The 21,766-nt window shown below is 66.3% G+C and carries 13 protein-coding genes and 1 tRNA gene; 9 read left to right on the top strand and 5 right to left on the bottom strand.

Annotation, left to right across the window (positions count from 1 at the left end):
* The first annotated feature begins 226 nt into the window (after positions 1–226).
* Together P2PM1_RS05490 and P2PM1_RS05485 are read left to right on the top strand one after the other, a co-directional pair.
* Positions 227–1,618, top strand: coding sequence for an efflux RND transporter periplasmic adaptor subunit (locus P2PM1_RS05490; RefSeq protein ID WP_186398436.1), 1,392 nt, complete (start codon positions 227–229; stop codon positions 1,616–1,618).
* 3 nt (positions 1,619–1,621) lie between these two features.
* Positions 1,622–5,035: an efflux RND transporter permease subunit gene (locus tag P2PM1_RS05485; protein WP_186398435.1), complete on the top strand. Its 3,414-nt coding sequence runs from the start codon at positions 1,622–1,624 to the stop codon at positions 5,033–5,035.
* A gap of 71 nt (positions 5,036–5,106) precedes the next feature.
* Here P2PM1_RS05485 and P2PM1_RS05480 read toward each other — a convergent pair whose 3' ends face one another.
* On the bottom strand, positions 5,107–5,760 hold the full coding sequence (locus P2PM1_RS05480; protein WP_186398434.1) for an alpha/beta family hydrolase: 654 nt from the start codon (positions 5,758–5,760) through the stop codon (positions 5,107–5,109).
* A gap of 109 nt (positions 5,761–5,869) precedes the next feature.
* Between P2PM1_RS05480 and P2PM1_RS05475 the strand changes: the two genes are divergently transcribed.
* Positions 5,870–6,745 (top strand): sterol desaturase family protein, encoded by an 876-nt coding sequence (locus P2PM1_RS05475; RefSeq protein ID WP_186398433.1) that lies wholly within the window; start codon positions 5,870–5,872, stop codon positions 6,743–6,745.
* On the opposite strand, the gene P2PM1_RS05470 is transcribed toward P2PM1_RS05475, so the two are convergent.
* Complete coding sequence (locus tag P2PM1_RS05470) at positions 6,739–7,488, bottom strand: transporter substrate-binding domain-containing protein (RefSeq protein ID WP_208985192.1); 750 nt, start codon at positions 7,486–7,488, stop codon at positions 6,739–6,741. The two genes, P2PM1_RS05475 and P2PM1_RS05470, sit on opposite strands and share 7 nt — an antisense overlap.
* 503 nt (positions 7,489–7,991) lie before the next feature.
* Here P2PM1_RS05470 and P2PM1_RS05465 point away from each other — a divergent pair.
* From P2PM1_RS05465 to P2PM1_RS05450, 4 genes are all read left to right on the top strand, one after another.
* Entirely contained in the window at positions 7,992–9,791 is a 1,800-nt protein-coding gene (locus tag P2PM1_RS05465) for a glycosyltransferase family 2 protein (RefSeq protein ID WP_186398431.1), read from the top strand.
* Between the two features lie 43 nt (positions 9,792–9,834).
* Positions 9,835–11,079, top strand: a complete 1,245-nt coding sequence (locus tag P2PM1_RS05460; RefSeq protein ID WP_186398430.1) for a DNA repair exonuclease — start codon at positions 9,835–9,837, stop codon at positions 11,077–11,079.
* A gap of 5 nt (positions 11,080–11,084) precedes the next feature.
* Positions 11,085–14,594: a YhaN family protein gene (locus tag P2PM1_RS05455; RefSeq protein ID WP_186398429.1), complete on the top strand. Its 3,510-nt coding sequence runs from the start codon at positions 11,085–11,087 to the stop codon at positions 14,592–14,594.
* A 98-nt stretch (positions 14,595–14,692) separates the two neighbouring features.
* Entirely contained in the window at positions 14,693–15,901 is a 1,209-nt protein-coding gene (locus P2PM1_RS05450; RefSeq protein WP_186398428.1) for an NAD(P)/FAD-dependent oxidoreductase, read from the top strand.
* A 20-nt stretch (positions 15,902–15,921) separates the two neighbouring features.
* Here the strand turns inward: P2PM1_RS05450 and P2PM1_RS05445 are convergent, their stop codons facing one another.
* Both P2PM1_RS05445 and P2PM1_RS05440 read right to left on the bottom strand, forming a co-directional pair.
* A complete protein-coding gene (locus P2PM1_RS05445) occupies positions 15,922–16,209 on the bottom strand; it encodes a YciI family protein (RefSeq protein ID WP_186398427.1) in 288 nt (95 codons plus the stop codon).
* A gap of 28 nt (positions 16,210–16,237) precedes the next feature.
* A complete protein-coding gene (locus P2PM1_RS05440; protein ID WP_186398426.1) occupies positions 16,238–16,813 on the bottom strand; it encodes a TetR/AcrR family transcriptional regulator in 576 nt (191 codons plus the stop codon).
* Positions 16,814–17,755: 942 nt separating this feature from the next.
* Here P2PM1_RS05440 and P2PM1_RS05435 point away from each other — a divergent pair.
* On the top strand, positions 17,756–20,245 hold the full coding sequence (locus P2PM1_RS05435) for a hypothetical protein (RefSeq protein WP_186398425.1): 2,490 nt from the start codon (positions 17,756–17,758) through the stop codon (positions 20,243–20,245).
* A 103-nt stretch (positions 20,246–20,348) separates the two neighbouring features.
* On the top strand, positions 20,349–21,224 hold the full coding sequence (locus P2PM1_RS05430; protein ID WP_208985191.1) for a hypothetical protein: 876 nt from the start codon (positions 20,349–20,351) through the stop codon (positions 21,222–21,224).
* Between the two features lie 266 nt (positions 21,225–21,490).
* Here P2PM1_RS05430 and P2PM1_RS05425 read toward each other — a convergent pair.
* Positions 21,491–21,564: transfer RNA gene (locus P2PM1_RS05425), tRNA-Gly, on the bottom strand.
* Positions 21,565–21,766: the final 202 nt, after the last annotated feature.

Here is a 21,766-nt window from a genome sequence, read left to right as displayed (position 1 = left end):
ACATCAAGCCGGCCTGCCGTCATTGGCGGAAACGGAGCGAAAATCGCGCTCTCCTGTCGCCGTCTGTGGCAGGAGTCGCCCTGGGCACAATTTGATACACTCTTCATCTTGCAAGCGCGTTGCGCCGCTAGAATAGTTCGCACCTGCGGTATTTGCGTCCGCGAAGCAATCCAGTCCGCGCCGGAATGCCTATAGGGCATGAGGACGCGCGCAAGAGAGCATTCGAGTGGAAAAGAGTGTCATGCTGAAATCGGTCGACGAGGCGAACCGCACTCCCAGGGGCGAGGTGGCGTTCGAGCGCCCGGCAGACCGCCCCCGCTCGGCACGCCGCACCGGCATCCTGGCCGTCAAGCTTGCGTTGCAGGCGGCCATCGCGCTGGCGATCCTGCTGGCCGCCTATGTCGGCATGAACCGGCTGATTCTCGCCAAGGACCCGGTACCGGTGCGCCCGGCCCGGGAGACCTCCTATATCGTCCAGACCATGCCGGTGGAGGTGCGTGACCACGCGCCGATGCTCTCCCTCTATGGCGAGGTGACGGCGGCACGCACCGCCGAATTGCGCGCCCTGGTGGCGGGCGAGATCGTCCGCGTCAACCCGGCGCTGGAGGCCGGCGCCATCATTTCCGCCGGCGAGGAACTCGTCGCCGTCGATCCCTTCCAGTACCAGGGCGCGGTCACCGAGGCGCGCGCCAATCTTGCCGAGGCCCGCGCCGCCCTTGTCGAGGCGCGGGGCCGCGTTTCCACCGAGGAAGGCAATGTCGAGCGCGCCCGCGAGCAGCTCGAATTCGCCGAGCGTGACCTGCAGCGGGCCGAGCAGTTGATGGGCTCGGGCGCCGTCACCGAGCGCGCCGTCGACGAGCGCCGCCTGCTGGTGTCCCAGCGCGGCCAGGCGCTCGAGCAGCGCCGCTATGCGCTGGATGTCGAGAAGGCCCGCGTCGAGCAGCAGCAGGCCGCCATCGAGCGCCTGCAATGGCGCCTGTCGCAGGCCGAGAAACACCTTGCCGACACCGTGCTGAAGGCACCCTTCGACGCCGTGGTGCGCTCCGAGAATGCCGCGATCGGCCGGCTCGTCGGCGTCAACGACGTGGTCGCGACCCTTTATGCGCGCGACGCGCTGGAGGTTCGCTTCACTCTCTCCGACAATCAGTATGGCCGCATCCTGGCCGACAGCGGCACCGTCGTCGGCCGTCCCGTCGAGGTGCTGTGGTATATCGGTGGCGAGCCGGTCGCCTATCGCGGCGAGATCCGCCGGGTCGGCGCCGAGGTGGCGCTGGCGCGCGGCGGCATCGACGTCTACGCCAGCGTCGCGGTGGAGGAGGGGCAGCCGGCGCTGCGGCCCGGCGCCTTCGTCGAGCTGCGCCTTGCCGACCGCACCTATCCGGCCTCGGCCCGCATTCCCGAAGGCGCCATCTACGGCACCGACCATGTCTTCGTGGTCGATGCCGACAACCGCACCCGCCGCCGCGATGTGCGCCTGCTCGCCTTCGACGGCACGCATGTGATCGTGTCCGGCGAGCTTGCCACCGGCGATCGTCTCGTCTCGACCCGGCTCGACAAGGCGGGCGAGGGGCTTCTCGTTTCCGAACCGCGCCAGCGCGGCGCCAACACGGGCGGTTGAGCCATGCGTGACACCGGCTTCGTTCCGCGCGGCATCATCGGCCATTTCCTGCGCCATCCCAATGCCGCCAACCTGGTCATGGTGCTGATGATCCTGTTCGGCGCCTTCGGCCTTGCCCGGCTGAACGCCGAGTTCTTTCCGCAGATCGTCATCGACCGCATTTCCGTCTCCGTCTCCTGGCCGGGGGCCAGCGCCGAGGACGTGGAGAAGAACATCCTCCAGGCCATCGAGCCGGAACTGCGCTTCCTCGACAATGTCGACGAGATGATCTCCTATGCCCGCGAGGGCTCGGGGACGATCCGCCTCGAATTCCTCCAAGGCGCCGACATGCAGAAAGCGATGTCGGACGTCGAACAGGCAGTCGCCGGCGTCACCACCCTTCCCGAAGACGCGGAACGGCCGGTGATTTCCCTGTCCAACTGGTTCGACCGGGTCGCCCGCGTCGCGCTGCGCGGGCCGTTCAGCGAGGAGGCGCTGAAGGCCTTCGCCCGCCAGATCCGCGACGATCTGATCGACCGCGGCATCGACAAGGTCTCCTTCAACGGCTTTCGCGACACCGAATATGTGATCAAGGTGCCGGAGCGCGAGCTGCGCCGCCTCGACATGACGCTTGCCGACATTTCCGAGCGCGTGGCCGCCAACACACGGGACCTTCCGTCCGGCGACCTGCAAGGCGGGGTCGAGCGGCAGGTGAGGGCGGTCGCCGACACCACCTCGCCGGAGGCGATCAGCCGCATCGTCGTCAAGTCCTTCCCGACCGGCGAGAAGACCCAGCTCCGCGATGTCGGCGAGGTGTCGCGCGGCTATGACCGCACCCAGGTCATCGGCTATTCCGACGGCATGCGCGCGGTGGAGATCAATGTCGAGCGCTCGGCCCGCGCCGACCAGTTGAAGGTCAACGCCATTCTCGACCGCTACCTGGCCGAGATCGCGCCGCAGCTTCCCGCCTCGCTGGAACTGGTCAAGTACGAGGTCCGCGCCGAGGCGCTCACCGACCGCATCATGATCCTGGTGCAGAACGGCATCTCCGGCCTTTTCGTCGTGGTGATCGTGCTGTTCGCGTTCCTCAACGGCCGCATCGCCCTGTGGGTGGCGGCCGGTATTCCGGTCGCGATGATGGCAACGCTCGGCTTCATGTGGATGTCCGGGCAGACCATCAACATGTTCTCGCTGTTCGCGCTGATCATGACGCTCGGCATCATCGTCGACGACGCCATCGTCGTCGGCGAGCACACCGCCACCCGCATCGCCATGGGCGACAGTCCCTATCTGGCGGCGGAGGAGGGCGCCGGGCGCATGCTCTGGCCGATCATCGCCGCCTCGACCACCACCATCGCCGCGTTCATGCCGATCACCTTGATGGGCGACACGATCGGCCAGCTCATGGGCGTGCTGCCGCTGGTCGTCGTTGCGGTGATCGCCGCCAGCATCATCGAGTGCTTCTTCGTCCTGCCGGGGCATCTTGCCCATTCGCTGGCGCGCCCGCCGTCATGGAACTGGTGGCGGGTGGTGCTGCTGGCCGGCGTGCCGGGCCTGTTCGTCATCGGCCTTGCCGGGCGCGAGGACATCACCGTGCCGGTCTGGCTCGACTGGCTCGCCGTTCCGGCCCGTGGCGGCCGCGAGGCGCTCGGCGAGATCGTCTTCGACGTGGCCGTGCTGGTGGCGCTGTTCCTGGTGGCCTCGGCGCTGGAATTCCTGCTGCTGCTGATGCGCCGGGCCCGCAGGCAGCGGACCTTCGACGAGCAGCCCGGCTGGTTCCGCCGCAATTTCGACGCCGGCTTCGCCTGGTTCCGCGACGTGCCGTTCCGTGCGTTCGTTCGCTCGGCCTATGGCTGGCGCTATGTCACCGTCGCCATTGCCGTGGCGATGCTGCTGCTGACCGCCGGCCTGATGCGCGGCAACCATGTCGGCTTCCGCTTCTTCCCCTCGCCCGAGGCGGAAAACATCCGCGCCACCATCGATTTTGTCGCCGGCATTTCCGTCGAGGATGCGGAAAAGGCCTTGCTGCGCATCGATGGCGCCCTGCGCGAGGCCGAGACACGGCTGACGGCCGACAATGGCGAGACGCTGGTCGTCGCCTCCTATGCAACGCTCGGCCAGTCCGGCAACAGCCGCGGCAACAATGTCGCCAGCATCGACGTGCAGCTCACCACCTCCGAGCAGCGTACGATCCGCACCCCGGAGATCGTCCAGGCCTGGCGGCGCGCCATTCCCGAGATCGCCGGCACCAAGCGTGTCGCCGTCTTCGAACGGCGCGGCGGCCCTCCCGGGCGCGATCTCGACATCCGTCTCGTCGGCGACGACACGCGGGCGCTGAAGGAAGCCTCGCTGGAACTGCAGGAACTGCTCACCTCCTATCCGGGCGTCGATGGCGTCGCCGACGACCTGCCCTATGGCAAGCCCGAACTGGTGATCGAGCTCAGCCCGCGCGGCAAGGCGCTCGGCTTCACCGTGGAGAACGCAGCCCGCCAGATCCGCTCGGCCCTCGAAGGCTCGATCCCGCGGCGCTTTGCCCGTGGCGAGGAGGAGATCACCATCCGCGTCATGCAGGAGGTGGCGCTTGGCGGCGGTGCCCTGCGCGAGCTGTCGCTGCGGGCCCCCAGCGGCGAGTTCGTGCCCTTGAGCGAGGTGGTGACGCTGGACGAGCGCGAGAGCTTCTCGGTGATCCAGCGCCGCGACGGGCGCGTCACCGTCTCCGTCTCGGCCGATGTCGATGCGGATGTCACCTCCAACATCGAGATCGTCCGCGACCTTGAGACCGGCAAGATGCAGGAGCTCGCCGGCAAGCACGGTGTCGGCTACCGCTATTCCGGCCGCGAGGAGGAGCGCCGCGCCGCCTTCTCCGACCTGCAACTCGGCATGGTCGCCGCCCTGTCGATGATCTATCTGATCCTCGCTGCGATCTTCGCCAGCTATTTCAAGCCGCTGGCGGTGATGTCGATCATCCCCTTCGGCGTCGTCGGGGCGGTCTCGGGTCATTACCTGATGGGCTACGACCTGACCATCCTCAGCTTCGTCGGTCTGCTCGGCCTGTCGGGCATCCTGGTCAACAACTCGATCATCCTGGTCGACCGGTTCGAGGATCATATCAAGGATGGACGCAGCATCGCCGAGGCGGCGGTCGCCTCCGCCCAGGACCGTCTGCGCGCGGTGCTGCTGACCTCGCTGACGACGATCGGCGGCCTCGCGCCGCTGCTGTTCGAAACCAGCCTGCAGGCCCGCTTCCTGATGCCGATGACCATCACCATCGTCTTCGGCCTGGCCACCGCCACGCTTCTCGTGCTGGTGCTGGTGCCGGCGCTGATCGGTATCGGCGACGATTTGCGGCGGATGGTCAGCGTGCAGCGCGACCCGCATCGCGATGGCGGCGGCGACCCCGGCCGCTCCGGCCCGCCGGCGCAGGTGCCGGCGGAATAGGCGGCCGCATTTTCAAGCGGGCGCACAGCGCCGCGTCGTGAAAATGCGGCAGGGAAAAAGGCGCGCCGGCCCTACGCGATGGCGATCCGCCCTGCGAAGTCGGCAGCCGCTTTCGCGGCGAGCGCCAGATTGCCGTCCCAGGTGGCCGGCGACGCCCCGCGCGGGGCAAGGTCGTGGTTGCCGTCCTCCAGCCAGACAAGCTCGACATGGGCCGGCAGGCTGACCTCGGCGAGCTCAGCGGCATTGCCGAAGCCGTCGCGGTCGCCTTGCGCGATCAGCACCGGCCGGCGCGCGCCTTCCAGCGGGGCCATCCGCCAGTCGTCCGGCTTGCCCTGCGGATGGAAGGGATAGCCGAGGCAGACGACGCCCAAGACCCGTTTCGGCAGCGAGCCGCCGGCGGCCAGCATCGCGGCGACGCGCCCGCCCATCGACTTGCCACCGACCAGAACCGGACCCTCGACGCTCTTCAGCACCTCCTGCAGCGCGGTCTGGTATTCGCCGACCAGCAGATCTGCCTTGGGCGGCGGCCGCTTCGCCCCGCCGTTGCGCCGCGCCGCCATATAGGCGAACTCGAAGCGGGCGACGGCAAGGCCGGCCGCCGCCGCATGCCCGGCGAAGCGGTTCATGAAGCCGGAATCCATCGCCGCGCCGGCGCCATGGGCCAGCAGCAGCGTCGCCGCAGTCGGAGTGTCGCCGTGCGGGCGGGTCCACAGTAGCCCGGTCATCCGTGGCCTTTGGTCGCGATCTGTTGATTGAGGTGCCGTGGCTCCTGTCTCATGGGATGGAGTAAGGTGCAAGCGCTGTTGTCGGCTGGCGAGCAACGATGAGGGGGCAATGAGCGAGGCGACCGTCAGGCTGCTGCTGTTTCTCGGCGTCTTCGCCGTCATGGCGGGGGTCGAATTGGTGCTGCCGCGCCGCGAGCGGCTGTTCTCGCGGGCCCGCCGCTGGACCACCAACCTTGCCATCGTCGCCACCGACACGCTCGTCCTGCGCATCGTCTTCCCGATGGCCGCCGTCGGCGTGGCGCTGTGGGCGAGCGAGCGCGAACTCGGGCTCTTTCCCGCGCTCGGCCTGCCGCTGTGGTTCGCCGGTCTGCTCGGCTTCATCCTGCTGGACTTCGCCGTCTGGGCCGCGCATTGGGCCTCGCACAAGGTCCCGCTGCTGTGGCGCCTCCACCGGATGCACCACGCCGACCGCGATTTCGACGTGACCACGGCGCTGCGCTTCCATCCGCTGGAAATCATCCTCTCGATGCTGTGGAAGGCGGCGATCGTCCTCGTCTTCGGCATTCCGGCGGTTGCCGTGCTGGTTTTCGAGGTGGTGCTGAACGGCGCGGCCATGTTCAACCACGCCAATGTTCGCCTGCCGCTGGCGCTGGACCGCTGGTTGCGGCTGCTGGTCGTCACGCCGGACATGCACCGGGTCCACCATTCGGTGATCCGGACCGAGACGGATTCCAACTACGGCTTCAACCTGTCCGTCTGGGACCGGCTGTTCCGCACCTATGTCGACCAGCCGGCCGACGGGCACGAGGCGATGGTGATCGGTCTCGACGAATACCAGCACGACGGGCCGACCCGCTATCTGTGGTCGCTCGCCTTGCCGTTCACGCGGCTTTATCCCGACAGCGGCCTGCGGCCCCGGATATCCCGGCCGGCGGCGGAGCCCGAACCGTGCCGCGAGGCGCCGCCCCGCGATGCGGCTCAGTAGAAGCTGACGGGGAAGTAGCGCAGGTACAGCTCGCCATAGACGCCCTTCACCTGCAGCCGGTAGAGCGCGTGGTTCACCGCCTCCTGCCGCAGCGCGTCCTCCTTGCGGAAGGCGATGGTCATGCCGCGGTCGAAATAGCCCGGCTCGATCCACGGCTCGCCGACGAAGGCGCAGCAGTCTCCCGAGGTCTTGCCGTTCAGCCAGAACGACAGCGACAGCCCGTCGCCGAAATGCACCACCGCTTCCTCGGTGCCGAGCGCCGCGCGCGCTTCCGTTGCGCTGTCGAACGGGAGGATCTGCGCATCGGAGAAATAGGCGCGCAGAAAGCGCTCGTGCACCGTGCCGGCGATGACGGAGATCTTGCGTCCCGCCAGCGCCTCCGGCGTCGTTTCGATCTCGACGTCCTGCAGCGCCACGAACCGCGCCGGCAGGCCGATATAGGGATCGGAAAACAGCAGCGTCTTGACGTTGGCCGGGTTCATGGCGAGGCCGGAGATGACGGCGTCGCCCTCCTCGCGCACCAGGGCCGGCACCAGGGCGTCGAAGGACTTGATGCGCAGAGAGCAGGCCGCGTCCAGTTCCTCGCAGATCGCCCGCGCCAGGTCGATGTTGAAGCCGGTCAGCCGGCCGGTTCCGTCGCGAAACGAGAAGGGCGGGAAATCGTCGCTGGCAAGGAAGCGGATCGTCTCCGGCGGCACCGCCGGCCGGTCGCCGCCGCTGCGCGGATCCCAGAAATTCGGCACGGTGACCGTAGGAGGTCCGTCCTGAGCCGCGGCCGGGCAGGCGAGAGGTCCGGCGAAAAGGGCGAGTCCTGCAACCGTGATAAAAGCAAAGGTTGCAATTCTCAAAGTCCTGCTATCAAATCGCATCACTGTCTTGGCCGTTTGTCGGGGGGCGAACCGCAATGAAGACCAGAGGCTTGCGCCTCCACCGTGCCGCGCCGCCGGCCTGTCCGTCGCCGCCGCGCTGTCCGGCGGGCCATGGCGCGCCTGCATGCCGTCGCCTCCGCTCTCCCATGCCTGCCTGTTGACGGGCCTGCACCTTGGTGGCCGACGGGCAGTTTCCCGATCCCGCGCTTCCTCAGGCCGCCCGCGCCGCCGCGATCCTATCACATCGATCCGTGTCCGCGTCCAGCCATCCGTTGCGCGCGGGGAGGCCTCGCCCCTCCGCCCCGCCGATCCTGGTCCGCCCGGTCGTTCGGGCTCTGCCGGCCCCGGCGCGGGCGCTGCCGGAGGAGCTCGCCCTGTTGCGCGGGCGCGGTCTTGCCGATGCGCATCTGGTGGCGCTCGCCCGCCGGGCCGGTCCGCGCGAAGGCGCATTGGCGCGGCTGCTGATGGAGGAGGGGCTGGTGGCGCCCGAGGCCTATTACGCTGCGCTTGCCCAGTCGCTCAGTCTTCCCTTCCTGCCGCAGGGCAGTTTTCGCGCCGATGCGCAGCTTGAGCTTCTGCCGCCGCCCGGCTTTTCCGGTCCGCTCTTCTGCGGGCGCACGCCGTCCGGCGAGCGGTTGGCGGTGTTCGCGCCGCTGCCCGAGACCGTGCCGGCGATCCGCGCCCTGCTGGAGCGGACCCCGTCCTTGCGGGCCCGGCTGGCCATTGCCACGCCGGCGGCGCTCGATCTGGCTGCCCGCGCCGCCGTGCCCGGCCTGCGGCTGGCGAGCGAGCGGCCCGATGTCAGCGCCCGCGCGGTGCTGACGCGCGGACAGATCGCCGTCGCCGGCCTTGCCTTTGCCGCCTTCTGCCTCGGGCGGCTGCTCAGCGTCGAGGCGCTGGTCATCTTCGTGTCGGTGCTGGTGACGCTGCTCGGCATGCTGCTCGGCGCGCTGCGGCTTGCTGCCGGCCTCAGCCAGACGCCGAGCCCACGCCCCACGCGCCTGCTGCCGCCGGGCCGGCTGCCGCGCTACTCCGTGCTGGTGCCGCTCTACCGCGAGGCGCGGGTGGCGGCGAGCCTGGTGCGCCATCTGGAGGCACTCGACTATCCGCGCGACCGGCTGGAGATCCTGTTCCTGCTGGAGGAGGACGACAGCGAGACCCGCGCCGCGCTGGAACCGCACCTGGCGCCCTGCATGCGCCTGCTGACGGTGGCCGGCGCGGGGCCGCGCACCAAGCCGCGCGCGCTGGTCCATGGGCTCGGTCATGCGCGCGGCGAGTTGATCGCCGTCTATGACGGAGAGGACCGGCCGGAGCCGGACCAGTTGCTGCTGGCCGCCGCCCGCTTTGCCGAGCTGCCACCCTCAGTCGCGGTGCTGCAGGGGCATCTGGCGATCGACCATCGCGGCCACCGCTTCTTTCCGCGCCAGTTCCTGCTGGAATATGCCGGTCTCTTCGACTGCCAGTTGCCCTGGTTCTCGGCGCGCGGCCTGCCGTTTCCGCTCGGCGGCACGTCGAACCACTTCCGCCGCGCGGCGCTGGAGGCGGTGGGCGGCTGGGACCCCTACAACGTTACCGAGGACGCCGACCTTGCCGTGCGGCTGGTGCGCGCCGGCTGGTCGATGCAGGTGCTCGCCTCCACCACCTTCGAGGAGGCGCCGCTTGCCTGGCGTGCCTGGCACGGCCAGCGCAGCCGCTGGCTCAAGGGCTGGCTGCAGACCCTGTTGGTGACGCTGCGCGACCCCTTCCGCCTTGCCGGCGAGGTGCGGCGCACCCGCCTTGCGGTGCTGCTCGTCTACCTGCTGGCGATGGTGGTGACGCTGGCCGCTCACCCGTTCTTCGTCGCCATCCTGCTGCTCTACGGCTCGGGCATTGCCGGCCTGCTGCCGCGCTTCGACGTGCTCGGCGGCGTGGTGCTGACACTGGCCGGCGCCAGTGTCGCCCTTTGCTATGCCAGCATGACGCTGCTGGCGATCGCCGGGGCGGCGGCCCGCTCGCGCCTGCCCTCGCTGCTCGACCTGCTGCTCATCCCGGCCTATTGGCTGGCCCAGAGCTGCGCCTTCTATGCCGCCGTCGTCGACCTGGTGCGCCGGCCGCATCGCTGGCAGAAGACCGAGCACGGTCTTGCCCGTCGTCCCTCCGGCCTGCCGGGCGTTCAAAGCGGCGGCAAAACCCACTAACCTGACTTTTCGTTTCCCTCGTGATTCCCGGCTGGTGCGCGACGTGTCGTCCTTTTCCTTCGTCCATGCGGCGGACCTGCATCTCGGCAGCCCCCTGACCGGGCTCGCCCTGCGCGACCCCGCCATCGCCCGGCGCTTCGGCGAGGCGACCCGCACCGCGCTGTCCACCCTCGTCACCCGCACCATCGAGGCGGGGGCGGCCTTCATGGTCATCGCCGGCGACGTCTATGACGGCGAGTGGCGCGACAATTCCGTCGGCCTGTTCTTTGCTCGCGAGATGGCGCGGCTGCAGCGCGCCGGCATTCCGGTCTTCATCCTGCGCGGCAATCACGATGCCGAAAGCGTCGTCACCCGCGCCGTTACCCTGCCGGACAACGTCACGAGCTTCGGCACCCGCCGTCCGCAGACGCATGTGCTGGCGGACCTGCGTGTCGCCCTGCACGGCCAGAGCTTCCCCGACCGGCAGGTCGGCGAGAATCTCGCCGCCGCCTATCCGGCGCCGCTGCCGGGCCATTTCAACATCGGCGTGCTGCACACCTCGCTGACCGGCCGCCCGCCTCATGCCGACTACGCGCCCTGTTCCCTCGCTGATCTTGCCGCGCGCGGCTACGGCTACTGGGCGCTCGGTCATGTCCATGCCTTCGAGGTGGTGAGCGAAGACCCGCCGGTGGTCTTTCCCGGCAACATCCAGGGCCGCTCGATCCGCGAGACCGGCGAGAAGGGCGCGGTGCTGGTCACGGTCACCGACGGCGAGGTGTCCGGCATCGAGCGAATGATCGTCGACGAAGCGCGCTGGGCGCGCGTCGAGATTGCGGCCGGCGGGGCGGAGGATCTCGCCTCCCTCGTCGCTGCGGCCCGCGAGGCGCTGCGCCCGCATGTGGCGGCGGCCGAAGGGCGCCCGCTCGCCCTGCGCCTGCGGCTTTCCGGCGAGAGCCAGCTCCATGGCTGGGCGCTTGCCAACCGGGCGCTGCTGATCGACGAGATGCAGAACGCCTGCCATCAGGCCGATGCCGAGGCCTGGCTGGAGAAGCTGGAACTGGACCTCGCCCCGCCCGCCGATGCCCGCCCGGTCGTGCCGCTCGATCCCTCGCTCGACCTTGCCGCGCTGCTTGCCGAGGCGGCCGAGGATCCGGCCTTTCGCGAGGAGGCGGCCGGCCAGGTCGCTCTGCTCGTCAACAAGCTGCCTGCCGGTCTCGTCGATCCGGCCGCGCCCTTTGGCGAGGATCTCGGCACATTGGTGGCCGAGGCGCGGGCGCTGCTCGCCGAGCGCATCGCGGCGGGGAGCTGAGCGCCATGCGGATCGAGCGCCTGCACCTCTTGCGTTACGGCAGCCTGACCGACCGGGAGCTGTGCTTTCGCCCCGGCGCCGGCCTGCATCTCGTCTACGGTCCCAACGAGGCGGGCAAGAGCTCGGCGCTCGCCGCCATCTGCGACCTGCTGTTCGGCTTCAGCGAGAAGCGGCGCGCGGCGGACGGCGCGGAGGAACGGCGCTACGACTTCCTGCATGAGGCGCCGAGCCTGCGCGTTTGCGCAACGCTCGTCGATGCGCGCGGCACCCGCCTGTCCCTGCGCCGACGCAAGGGCCGCAAGAACACCCTGCTCGCCGACGACGAGGGCGAGGCGCCGCTCTCCGACGATGCCTTGGCGCCCTTTCTCGGCGGGTTGACGCGCGAGGTGTTCCAGCTCGCCTTCGGGCTCGATTCCGCGCGCCTGCGCGAGGGCGGGCGCCTGCTGCTGGCCGGCGACGGCGAGGGCGGCGAGATCTTCGCCGCCGCCTCGGGCCTGCACGGGCTCAATGCCCTGCGTGCCGATCTCGACCGCGAGGCGGACGGCCTGTTCGCGCCGCGCGCCTCCGGCAGCCGGAAGATCTATCAGGTGCTGGAGCGTCATGACGCGGCCCGCCGCGAGGAGCGCGAGCGCCAGTTGCGCGAGGGCGAATGGAAGGCGCTCAACACGGCGGTCGAGACGGCGAGCGAAGCGCTGGCCGGGGCCGAGGCGCGGCTCAGCAATGCCCATGCCCGCCGCGAGCGCCTCGCCCGTCTGGTCAGTCTCAAGCCGCTGCTTGCCAGGATCGAGGTGAGCGAGGCCCGCCTTGCCGCCTTTGCCGATCTGGCCGGCGTGCCCCGTGGTCTTGCCCGGCGGTTGGAGGAGGCGCTTGCCGCTGCAGCCATGACAGCCGAGGCGCAGCGCGAGGCGGCCCGCCGCCTGCGGGAGGCGGAAGAGCTGGCTCGCGGCATTGCGGTCGATCGCCCGCTCATCGAGGCCGCGGCCGAGGTCACCGCGCTGCATGCCGAGATCGGCGCCTTCCGGCAGCGCCAGCGCGACATTCCGCGCGTGACGCGCGAGGCGCGCGACCTGAGCGATGCGCTCGGCGCCCAGTTGCGCCGTCTCGGCCTTGCACTGGAGCCGCAGGACAGCGAGGCGATCCGCGCCCGCCAGCCCACCGACGCGGCCCTTGCCGATCTCGCCGCGCGCCTTGCCGAGGGTGAGGAGCTGCGGCGCGAGCGAGCCGACCTCGCCGCCATGCTGGAGGAGGAGCGCGCGGCCTTCGAGCGCCTGTCCGCCGGAGCCGGGGAGGGGCCGCCCGCCGATCCGGCGCCCTTGCGTGCCCGTCTCGCCGCGCTTGCCCCGGAGCTCCGCCTGCTGGAGGAGCGCGACCGGCTGCTGCCCGAGCGCCAGCGCCTGGCTCGCCGGCTCGCCGAGGCCGCCGCGCGGCTGACCCCGGCGGTCGCCGAGCCGGAACGCCTTGCCGCCGCGCCGCTGCCCAGCCTCGAGCTCATCGGCGAGCATCGTCTCCGCTTCGAGGAGATCGGCGAGGCGCTGCGCCGCCATCGCGAGCAGGAGGCCGCGTGGGCGGAGGACCTCGCGCGCCTCGATGCCGCCATTGCCGAAAGCGAGCGCAGCGGCGACATGCCCTCGCGCGCCCGCATCGATGCCGCGCGCCGCGAGCGCGACGAGGCGCTTGCGCAGGTCCCGGATGGCGGCAAGCCTGCTCTGGAGGCGGCGCAGCCCTTGCTGCGCGAGGCGGACCACCTCGCCGACCGGGCCATTGCCGAGGCCGACCGCGTCTCCCGCCATGCGGCGGACGTCGCCCGGCGCGAAGCGTTGCTGGCGCGCCGCGCCGAGGCCACACCGGTCGGCGCGCAGCTCTCCGCTGATCTCGCTGCCGCCAAGGAGGCCTGGGCCGCGCTGTTCGCGCCGCTGGCGCTGGCGCCGGCCGGCCCCACCGCCATGACCGACTGGCGAAAGTCGGTCGAGCGATGGCTGGAGCAGCGCGAGGAACTGGCCGATCTCGTCTCCAGGATCGACGACCTGGAGACCCGCTCCGCCCGCGCCGTGCCGGGCCTTGCCGCCCTTGCCGGCGAATTGGGGCTGGCGGTGCCGGCACCCGGCGATCCGGCGGGCGAAGGGCTTGCCCTGCTGCGGCTTGTCGAGGGCGAGCTGGAGCGCCGGACGGACGCCTTCCAGCAGGGCCGGGCGCTGGCCGCGCGTCTCGGCGATGCGGCGGCGCGCCTCGACCGCTTGACCCGCGAGGCCGGCGCCATCGAGCAGGCTCTTGCGAACTGGCGGCAGGGCTTCAATACGGCGCTTGCCGGCGCGGGTCTCGATCCCGGCGCCTCGCCGGAGGCGGCCGGTGCTGCGCTGGAGGTCTGGCGCGCCCTGCCGGCCGCGCTCACCGAGCGCGACAAGCTCGCCCGCCGGGTGCGCGGCATGCAGCGCGACAACGAGGCATTCTCGACTGCCGCCCTCGACCTGCTGCACCGTGTCGCCCCGAGCCTTGCCGAGGGCGCGGCGGGCGAGGAGCCCGACCGGCTGGTCGAGGCGTTGCAGCGCCGCCTGGCCGAGGAACGCGCAGCGCTCACCCGCGCGGAAGGGGCAGGCGAGGCGCTCGCCCGGGCCCGTACCGAACTCGCCAGGGCCGACGAGCGGCAGGCGGGCGCAGAAGCGCAGCTTTCCGACCTGTGCGGCGACCTTCCCGAGGCGCTGCGGGCGGGCGACATGACCTTGCTCGCTGCCCGTCTGGCCGAGCGCGACGGCCTTGCCGCCACGCTCGACGAGGCGCTGGGGCTGTTTGCCGAGACCGCCGCCGGCGAGCCGCGCGAGGTCATTGCCGGCGAATTGGCGGATCTCGATGACGGCGCCGCGCAGGCCGGGCTGGAGCGGCTTGCCGGCGAGATCGAGGCGCTGACCGCCGGCATGAAGGAGGCGCTCGCCGCGCTCCATGCGGCGGTTGCCGAGCGCGAGCGGGCGGAGGCCGGGGAGGGGGCCGAGCGCGCCGCCTTCGAGCGGCTGGCCGCCGAGGCGGAGCTGCAGGACCTCGGCCGCCAGTGGCTGGTTACCCGGCTCGCCTCGCTGCTGCTGTCCGCCGGGCTGGAGCGGCACCGCGCCCGCCAGGACGATCCGCTGCTGGAACATGCCGGCCGGCTGTTCGCCGATCTCACCTCCGGCTCCTTCGACGGGCTGATCCGCCGCTTCGGCGAGGACGATCGGGCGGAGCTGCTGGCGCGGCGCCCGGAGGGCGCCACCGTCGGCCTCGTCGGCTTGAGCGATGGCACATGCGACCAGCTCTATCTGGCGCTGCGCCTTGCGTTTCTCGCCGATTACGCGAGGCGGGCGGAGGCCGTGCCCTTCATCGGCGACGACCTGTTCCAGACCTTCGACGACACGCGCACCGCCGCCGGCCTGCGCACGCTGGCGGGCCTTTCGCAGACGCTGCAGCCGATCCTCTTCACCCACCATGCCGGCGTCGTCGACATCGCCCGGCGCGAGCTCGGCGAGCGGCTCGACCTGCTGGAGATGTGACCCCGGAGATGTGAAAGGCCGTTGCTGCGTGTTGCCAGCGGCCGCGCGATCCGGCATGGCTTGCCGCATGATCGCACGTTCCCACCTGGAAACCCGCCATGCGCCTTGAGCGCTTCGACACCGTCATTCTCGGGGCCGGCGCCGCCGGTATGATGTGCGCTGCCCATGCGGGTGCGCGGGGCGGACGCGTGCTCGTCGTTGACCATGCGAAGGCCCCCGGCGAGAAGATCCGCATCTCCGGCGGCGGGCGCTGCAACTTCACAAATCTCGGAGCATCCGCCCGTAACTTCCTGTCCGATAACCCACATTTCGCCAAGTCCGCGCTCGGCCGCTACACCGCCCGCGATTTTCTGGCGCTGGTCGAGCGGCACCGCATTCCCTGGCACGAGAAGACGCTGGGCCAACTCTTTTGCGACAATTCTGCCAATGATATCATAGCGTTACTGCGCGCGGAGATGGGCGCGGCCGGTGCCGAATTGCGCCTTTCGACGACGCTGGAGGAGCTGGAGCGCGGGGACAACGGCTTCCGCCTGAGGCTCGGCGGCGAGGGCGCGGCGACGGTCGCCTGCCGCCATCTCGTCGTCGCCTGCGGGGGCAAGTCGATCCCCAAGATGGGCGCGACCGGCCTTGGCTACCGCATCGCCGAGCGCTTCGGCCTCGCCGTCACCGAAACCCGGCCCGCTTTGGTGCCGCTGACCTTCGCCGAAGACATGCTGGCGGGCTTCCGCGAGATCGCCGGCGTCGCCGTGCCCGTGCGCGTCTCCTTCGGCAAGACCGCGTTCGACGAGGCGATGCTGTTCACCCATCGCGGCCTGTCCGGCCCCGCGATCCTGCAGATCTCGTCCTATTGGCGCGAGGGCCGGCCGATCCGCATCGCTTTCCTGCCGGAGCGCGACCTCTTGGCCGAACTGCGCGCCGCGCGCAAGGACAACGGCCGCCGCAGCCTTGCCAATGCGCTCGCCGAGATCCTGCCGAAGCGCCTCGCCGGCTATATGGCCGCCCGCCACGGCTGGACGGGCCAGATGGGCGAGACCGGCGACCGCAAGCTTTCCGCCATCGCCGCGACGCTGCAGGGCTTCGAGGTGATGCCGCTCGGCAGCGAGGGTTACCGCACGGCCGAGGTGACGCTCGGCGGCGTCGACACGGCCGGCCTCAATTCGAAAACCCTTGAGGCGAAGGCCGTTCCCGGCCTTTATTTCATCGGCGAGGTGGTCGACGTCACCGGCTGGCTCGGCGGGTATAACTTCCAGTGGGCCTGGTCTTCGGGCTGGGCCGCCGGCACGGCGATTGCCGAAAAGGGCCTCTAGCCAGCGCGCCCGACCGAAGCTCAGGCGAGCAGGGCGGCAAGGCCCTCGTGGGTGCGGCCCGGCGCGATCTGGTGGATCTCGGCGCTGACGACGCCCTCCGCGACGAAGGGGTCCGCGGCAACGCGCGCTTCCAGCGCCTCGCGGGGCTCGCCGCGGGCGAGAAGGGCACCCCCGACACCCGCCACAAGGCTGCCGGCGAGCAGGAAGACGCCGTCCTCGAAGCCCTGGCGGATCCAGGCGTTGTGCCCGTCCATGTGGCGGGGCGCCTCCGCCCGGTTGGCGGCGAATTTCAGCAACACGACATACATGGCATTCTCCCTGGAAATATAAGACGGGTCAGGCACTTGCCGGAACGGTGCGGTCGAGCCAGCGGGTGAGATCCGCGACTTCCCGCTCGACGAACTCCGCATCCCTGAGCGCATTGGCAAGCGTCGCTATCCCCTGGCTGCGGGCGATCAGATGCAGCGCCAGACGGTCGGCCTCCGGGCCAAGGCCGAGCGCTGCGAACTGGCGCGCCAGCCAATCGCGGAAGAGGGCAAAAAGGCGGCCGGCATCGCTCAGCGAGGGGTGGTCGATCTTGGCAAGCTCTGCGGTCAGCGTGCCGACCGGGCAGCCGTGGCGCAGGATCTTCGCCCGGTTGGCGATCAGGATGCGGATGAAGCAGCGGATGCGCACCGCCGGGCTGTCGCCGGCCTCGCTCTCCCAGGCGGCCAAAAGCGCGCGCGTCGCCTCCAGCCGCCGGTCGATCACAGCAATGAGGATGTCGTCTTTCGTCTTGAAATGATGGTAGAAATTGCCGCGCGAAATGCCGACCGCCGCCGCGATATCGGCAAAGGAAGTGTGCTCGAACCCCTGCTCGTAGAACAGCCGGTCCGCCTCGCCGACGATCTGGTCCCGCGTCGCGCGCGCCATTCTCCCACACCCTTCCTGTGCTGCCGCCCGGACAGGGAAGTGATCCCGCCTCGGACGATTGTCCTAATGCTGATTTAGGACGAGCGTCCCAATCTTGTCAAGCGGGGATAACTGGGATGGCGGGACGGGCGAAGGCGGGATGCGCGGCAAAGCGGCACGAAACGCCCGAAACGGCGGCGCGGCGGCAGGAATTTCCGGCTAACCATCTGAAAAAAGGCGTGTTTTGGTCGCTCAGGAAAATTGAGAAATTTTGCGCAAAATTTTGCAAAATCCCGTCTCAATAAGCCCGAAAATTGAGAAAGCCGTCGCAAACGCACTGACATCGGCGGATCGCCCGAAATCGGCGGGAGAGACCCCGGCATCCGGCAGGAGAGGGACCGGCTGCCCGGCCCGGCCGCCCGCCCGCCGACCGGACCGAGCAGGGCGGAGAGGGGAGGCCGAGAGGAGAGGGCCGGATTGTTATCCCCGGCCCGGACTTTCGTGAGAGAGTATAGGGCTCAGGAACGGCCCGGCCGCGACCCCAAGACCGGCAGCCGGCAAAGCCTGAGCGGTCCAGGCGCCCGCCACGCTCTTAGCGCCGTGCGGCTCCGCGACGCCGCCGGCTGCATCAGGGATGCGAGGGGCACACAGGCAGAAGGTCGCAAACCCTTCGCTGTCTAAAGCCGAGCGCGCCGGAAGGCTTGATTTGCCCGTGTGCAAGAGCGAATATAGAGAGGGTTAAGAAACTATAAAACCCAAAGATACGTTTACGATAGATGGACGGCCCCATCCTTACGTCTGCTTCGTGCACGTGGATCTTGGAACGCGTGAAAACGACGAGATTTTGTTGAAGGCAATCTATGTCCGCGGCGGGCCTGCAAAGCAGGCCGAAAGTATAGCTAGAAAGTATATTTAATTCGATCAGATGCGACCACCTGTTTCGCGAAAGGGAGCACACACCGTTTGTTTGATCGGCTGAACGTCTGGCTGTGTTCAAAATCCTGGTTTTGGAAGTTCCGAACGGGACTTAAAAAACTTCGATTTTTATTTGAGCGTATTGCCAACAAGAAGAGCGCCTCAGTCACCAAAGCAGAGACCAACGCTCGCATCTTAGGCTCTTTCGCATGGGTCGGTGTAAGGAGCCTATTCTGGGTGGGTTTCGGGTTGGCGGCAGTGATTTCGGCAGAAGATTATATAAGAGACAGTCGGTCTTGGCTTGCTCCGCTCAGCTCAGACGACAAAGCGTTCCATATTGACCAACTCAGGCTGTACGCTCAGCTGCTCACTGCAATTTTCTCGATCTATTTTGCCACGATTGGCATCATTTTGAGTGCCGGCTACACTAGACTTCGCCGCGACATCATCCACATGCTTACCAATGAGCAGGTGGGCAGCGCCTATTCTCGGGTTTTGGTTCTTGCAGCGATGTTCTGTTTGGCAGCAACGTCGTTGCCCGCGTTTGGGTTTGATCCTGGGCTATTCACCTATATAGTTGGAACGGTTTTGACGTTGTTAAGTGCCCTAGCCTTGTTTCCGTTAGGTCAAAGATTGTTCAATTTCTTTGATCTCAATGTGCTTGTCCGCAGCGAGATACTCCCCAACATTGCGCGCCACATCGAAGGTGCGGCAGATCAAAAGCAATCCATTTCGCTGGCCAACCATCATTCATTGGTTGCACGCCATGCTCTTGAGCAAATATCATACATTGACGATAGAATTAAGGCGGACAAGGCGAACTTGAATCATAACTTGCCTGCGTTGGTCTCCGGTTATACGTATTTGCTTCTGCATTATCTTCAGAGAAAGCAAGGGATTGACCGCGCGAGCTATTGGTTTCCTAGGCGAAGGAAGCATAAGCAATGGTTTTTCGCAGGAGACGCGGCGACGTCTATGGCGTTGCGATCTAGTGATCAGCAAGCACTTGTCGAAGAAAAACCTGACTACGAGTGGCTTGAAAAGGAGATAATCAACAGGCTCACGGGCCATGTTGAAGTGGCATGCCAGGTGGGAGACTTCGAACTTGCTTTGAAACTGCTCCTTAGGTTTCCGACGCGGGCTTCAGCCTATGCGGCGCAGTTTCAGTTTGACATGGGCATGCAAGAGCTCAAGAGGTTCAAGGAGATCATTGAACAAGCCCTAGCGACCGACGGCGCTTTAGCGGCCAGCGGCTCAGCGGTGACAAAGACTATCATAGCTGACACATGGGCTGCACTGGGTAGTAACCTATGTTTAGAATCTCTTCGACGAATGATAACATTTGAGAAAGAACTGAAGAATTTTTTCGCTAAGGATGAGTGGAGCGAAGATTCAATACGCAATATGCCCGCATTGCTGCAAGTTGAACTGGCTTTCATCGTTGAGCGCGTCGAATTTGAGCGAGAGATCGAGGGGCGTCGTCTGTCGGGTTCAAAATACGTCCAACAATTGGCGGTCCAAAAGTTGTTGTGGCATTATGCCAAAATCCTACCGCAGGTGTGCGATTTTTTTGAAATCATGATTCCAGAACTCGTCGCCGCATTGACGAAACTGGGAATGTCTGAGGCCGCAACGCAAGTCCTCTTGGCCAGCTTACATAGTCATTGGAAGCTCCCGAGATGGTTCGGTGAACTGGCAGAGCTTTTTGAACGTTATCGTAAGCTTGAGCATTATAAGGAGGAGAGATATCTTCTGCCAGTGATCGACGTGGAGAGCTTGTCAAAGCGAATTGAGACGTCGCGTGATAAGGTACTCGCGAAACTAGGTGATGCGACGACGGTTGCGCACATCTTCAGATTGGAGCACAATGAGGATATCCCAGATCACTTCGGACAGGTTTACTACGAGCTAGCCGAAGCATGCATAGTTGCGCTTGAGCAGAACGATGCAGATAGGTTGGCTGAAATTTTTCCGATGTTTATGTCTCTTGCATTCTTAGCGATGGATTCAAAATTTACGAACCCGAAGCTTGAAATCGATGACGAATTCCGGCTTCATCTCATTTCAACTGTTATCAACGACTTGGCGTCGGTCTTGGGCTTCGCCATTCTCTATGGAGCATACTTCGACAACAAAAAACTGTCGGATAGTGCGTTGGCCAGGTTCGACTCCGTGATCGGGCAAGCCACTGACAAGCAGCAATACCTTAAGAGAATGATTCTGCTCTCCGACTCGCACAGCTTCAGTATGGCCGCGTCACCGCGTGGATTGATCCGGATCAACTGGAGGATGTCGTTCGAACAACGCGCCCGACATGATGGTTTCGGGGATCGAATGGGCATGACACGAGGTAAGCAGCACTCGGACAAGGTCGTGGAGGAGTTTTTAAACTCGCATGCCAACGCGTCTCATCTCTTCTTTGCAAAGCACATTTTACCGAATCTCGAATCCACTGGCATGAAGTTAGATCATCAGATTACAAGTCTTGCGCGTCGGTTGAGCCGCGAGCCGGAAGAGGTTAAACGTGAAGATATTTAGGGGGGAGCCTCTGTGCCACTATCGCTTTGATGATGCACGTCTGAGTTATATTGATCGATTATTCGTAAAAACGAAAAGTGATAGGGGTAATTTAAATCAGAGAATGTTTGAAGAGGACTTTGGGAATATTTTCAGATCCGCTAACCGGCATGGTGGGAAGTTATTTCTAGTTTCTTCGAACGACGAAGAGCTGACTAGGCGTTTGCTCTCAAGTGTCGAAACTAGATATGGTCCCCACTCTGTCGACAAAACAGTTTATAAATGGGTAGCGGAAATCGCCGAGTCGCTCGTTAGGTTCGGTAAAGCTCATTACTCTCTCAAGGATGCTCTCGAAACTGACGATATTCATATATCGCGTTTTGGCTCCGGTGGTGTTGCGCATCTCTTCGGCATGCATATTCAGTGGGTGCCAAGACGCATCGAAAGTCACTCCCACCAAGACGATAAAGAGCTTCCCAGAGAGATCCGCGTTTTGGATTCCAACAAAATGATGTGCTTTGTAATGCCCAAAGCAATCAGACGCATGCTTTCTGCGCAGAACAGGACATTGGCTGTCATAGACAAGCATGGGTTTCGGGTATTTGATTTCCAACCTCAGGCCACACACGAGAACCCAAACCCAACCATTCATTTTGATTTTCAGATTTGGCAGGGCATTGAAGAGCGTGCTTTCTACCGTTCCACGCTGGCTACCGGTTGGAACGGCAGAAAATACGACTCATCCAAACGTTCCGATTTTTTCGATTGTTACCGACTGGTTCGATTCCGGCGCAACCAACTTGTACTAAGAGATGACATCCTAAGTCAGCTCGGTTCTGAACTCTCAAGGGTCGGCAAGAGCTACAACCCCGAATTTGACGTAGAAATATCTGGAACGGATGAGCTCTCCAGCGTCGCACACCTCGACGAACTAGAAGCGAGGCTGGCCCGAGAAGAAGTGAGCTTTACCGAAGTCATTGACTATTGCTTCAAGCGCTGAATGGACGGTCTAGCTGATCGCACCTTAGCATTCGGCACGTCGGACGAGCGGCACGTTCTGTCCGCTTCATCAAGGTCGGCAGCTGTACGCCGGCTGGTCGAAACCGGCCCCTAACTCATCATCCGCTCGCCTCGCAGCGATTACCCGCCAGCATCGGCGCTGCAGGACAGTGCCCTCGCTCGCAAACTCCGTGAGAAAACTCCGCCGCCGCTCGCACCACGCCACTCACGCAGGCTGAGAACCCAAAAATATCCGGGGGGAGGGCGTGGAGCGGGTGAAGGGAATCGAACCCTCGTCTGGAGCTTGGGAAGCTCTCGCTCTACCATTGAGCTACACCCGCATCTCGGCCTCTATATCGGCGCGGGGCGGGCGGGCTGTCAAGCGCCTCGCGGGTGGCTGTTGACGGCTCTCCCGCGAAATTGCTTTCTCCTTGATTTTGCGCTGCCGATGACCCCTTCTCGTGCCGGCCGGCGCGGGCGCCGGGCGGGTCCGGCCGGCTTGGCGAAGGCGTCAGGACGGTATCGGGGAAAGTATCGGAGAAG

Source organism: Stappia sp. P2PMeth1, assembly GCF_900185735.1.
GTDB lineage: Bacteria > Pseudomonadota > Alphaproteobacteria > Rhizobiales > Stappiaceae > Stappia.
Note: the sequence above shows the minus strand (reverse complement) of the source record. Positions and strands in the feature narration are given on the sequence as shown.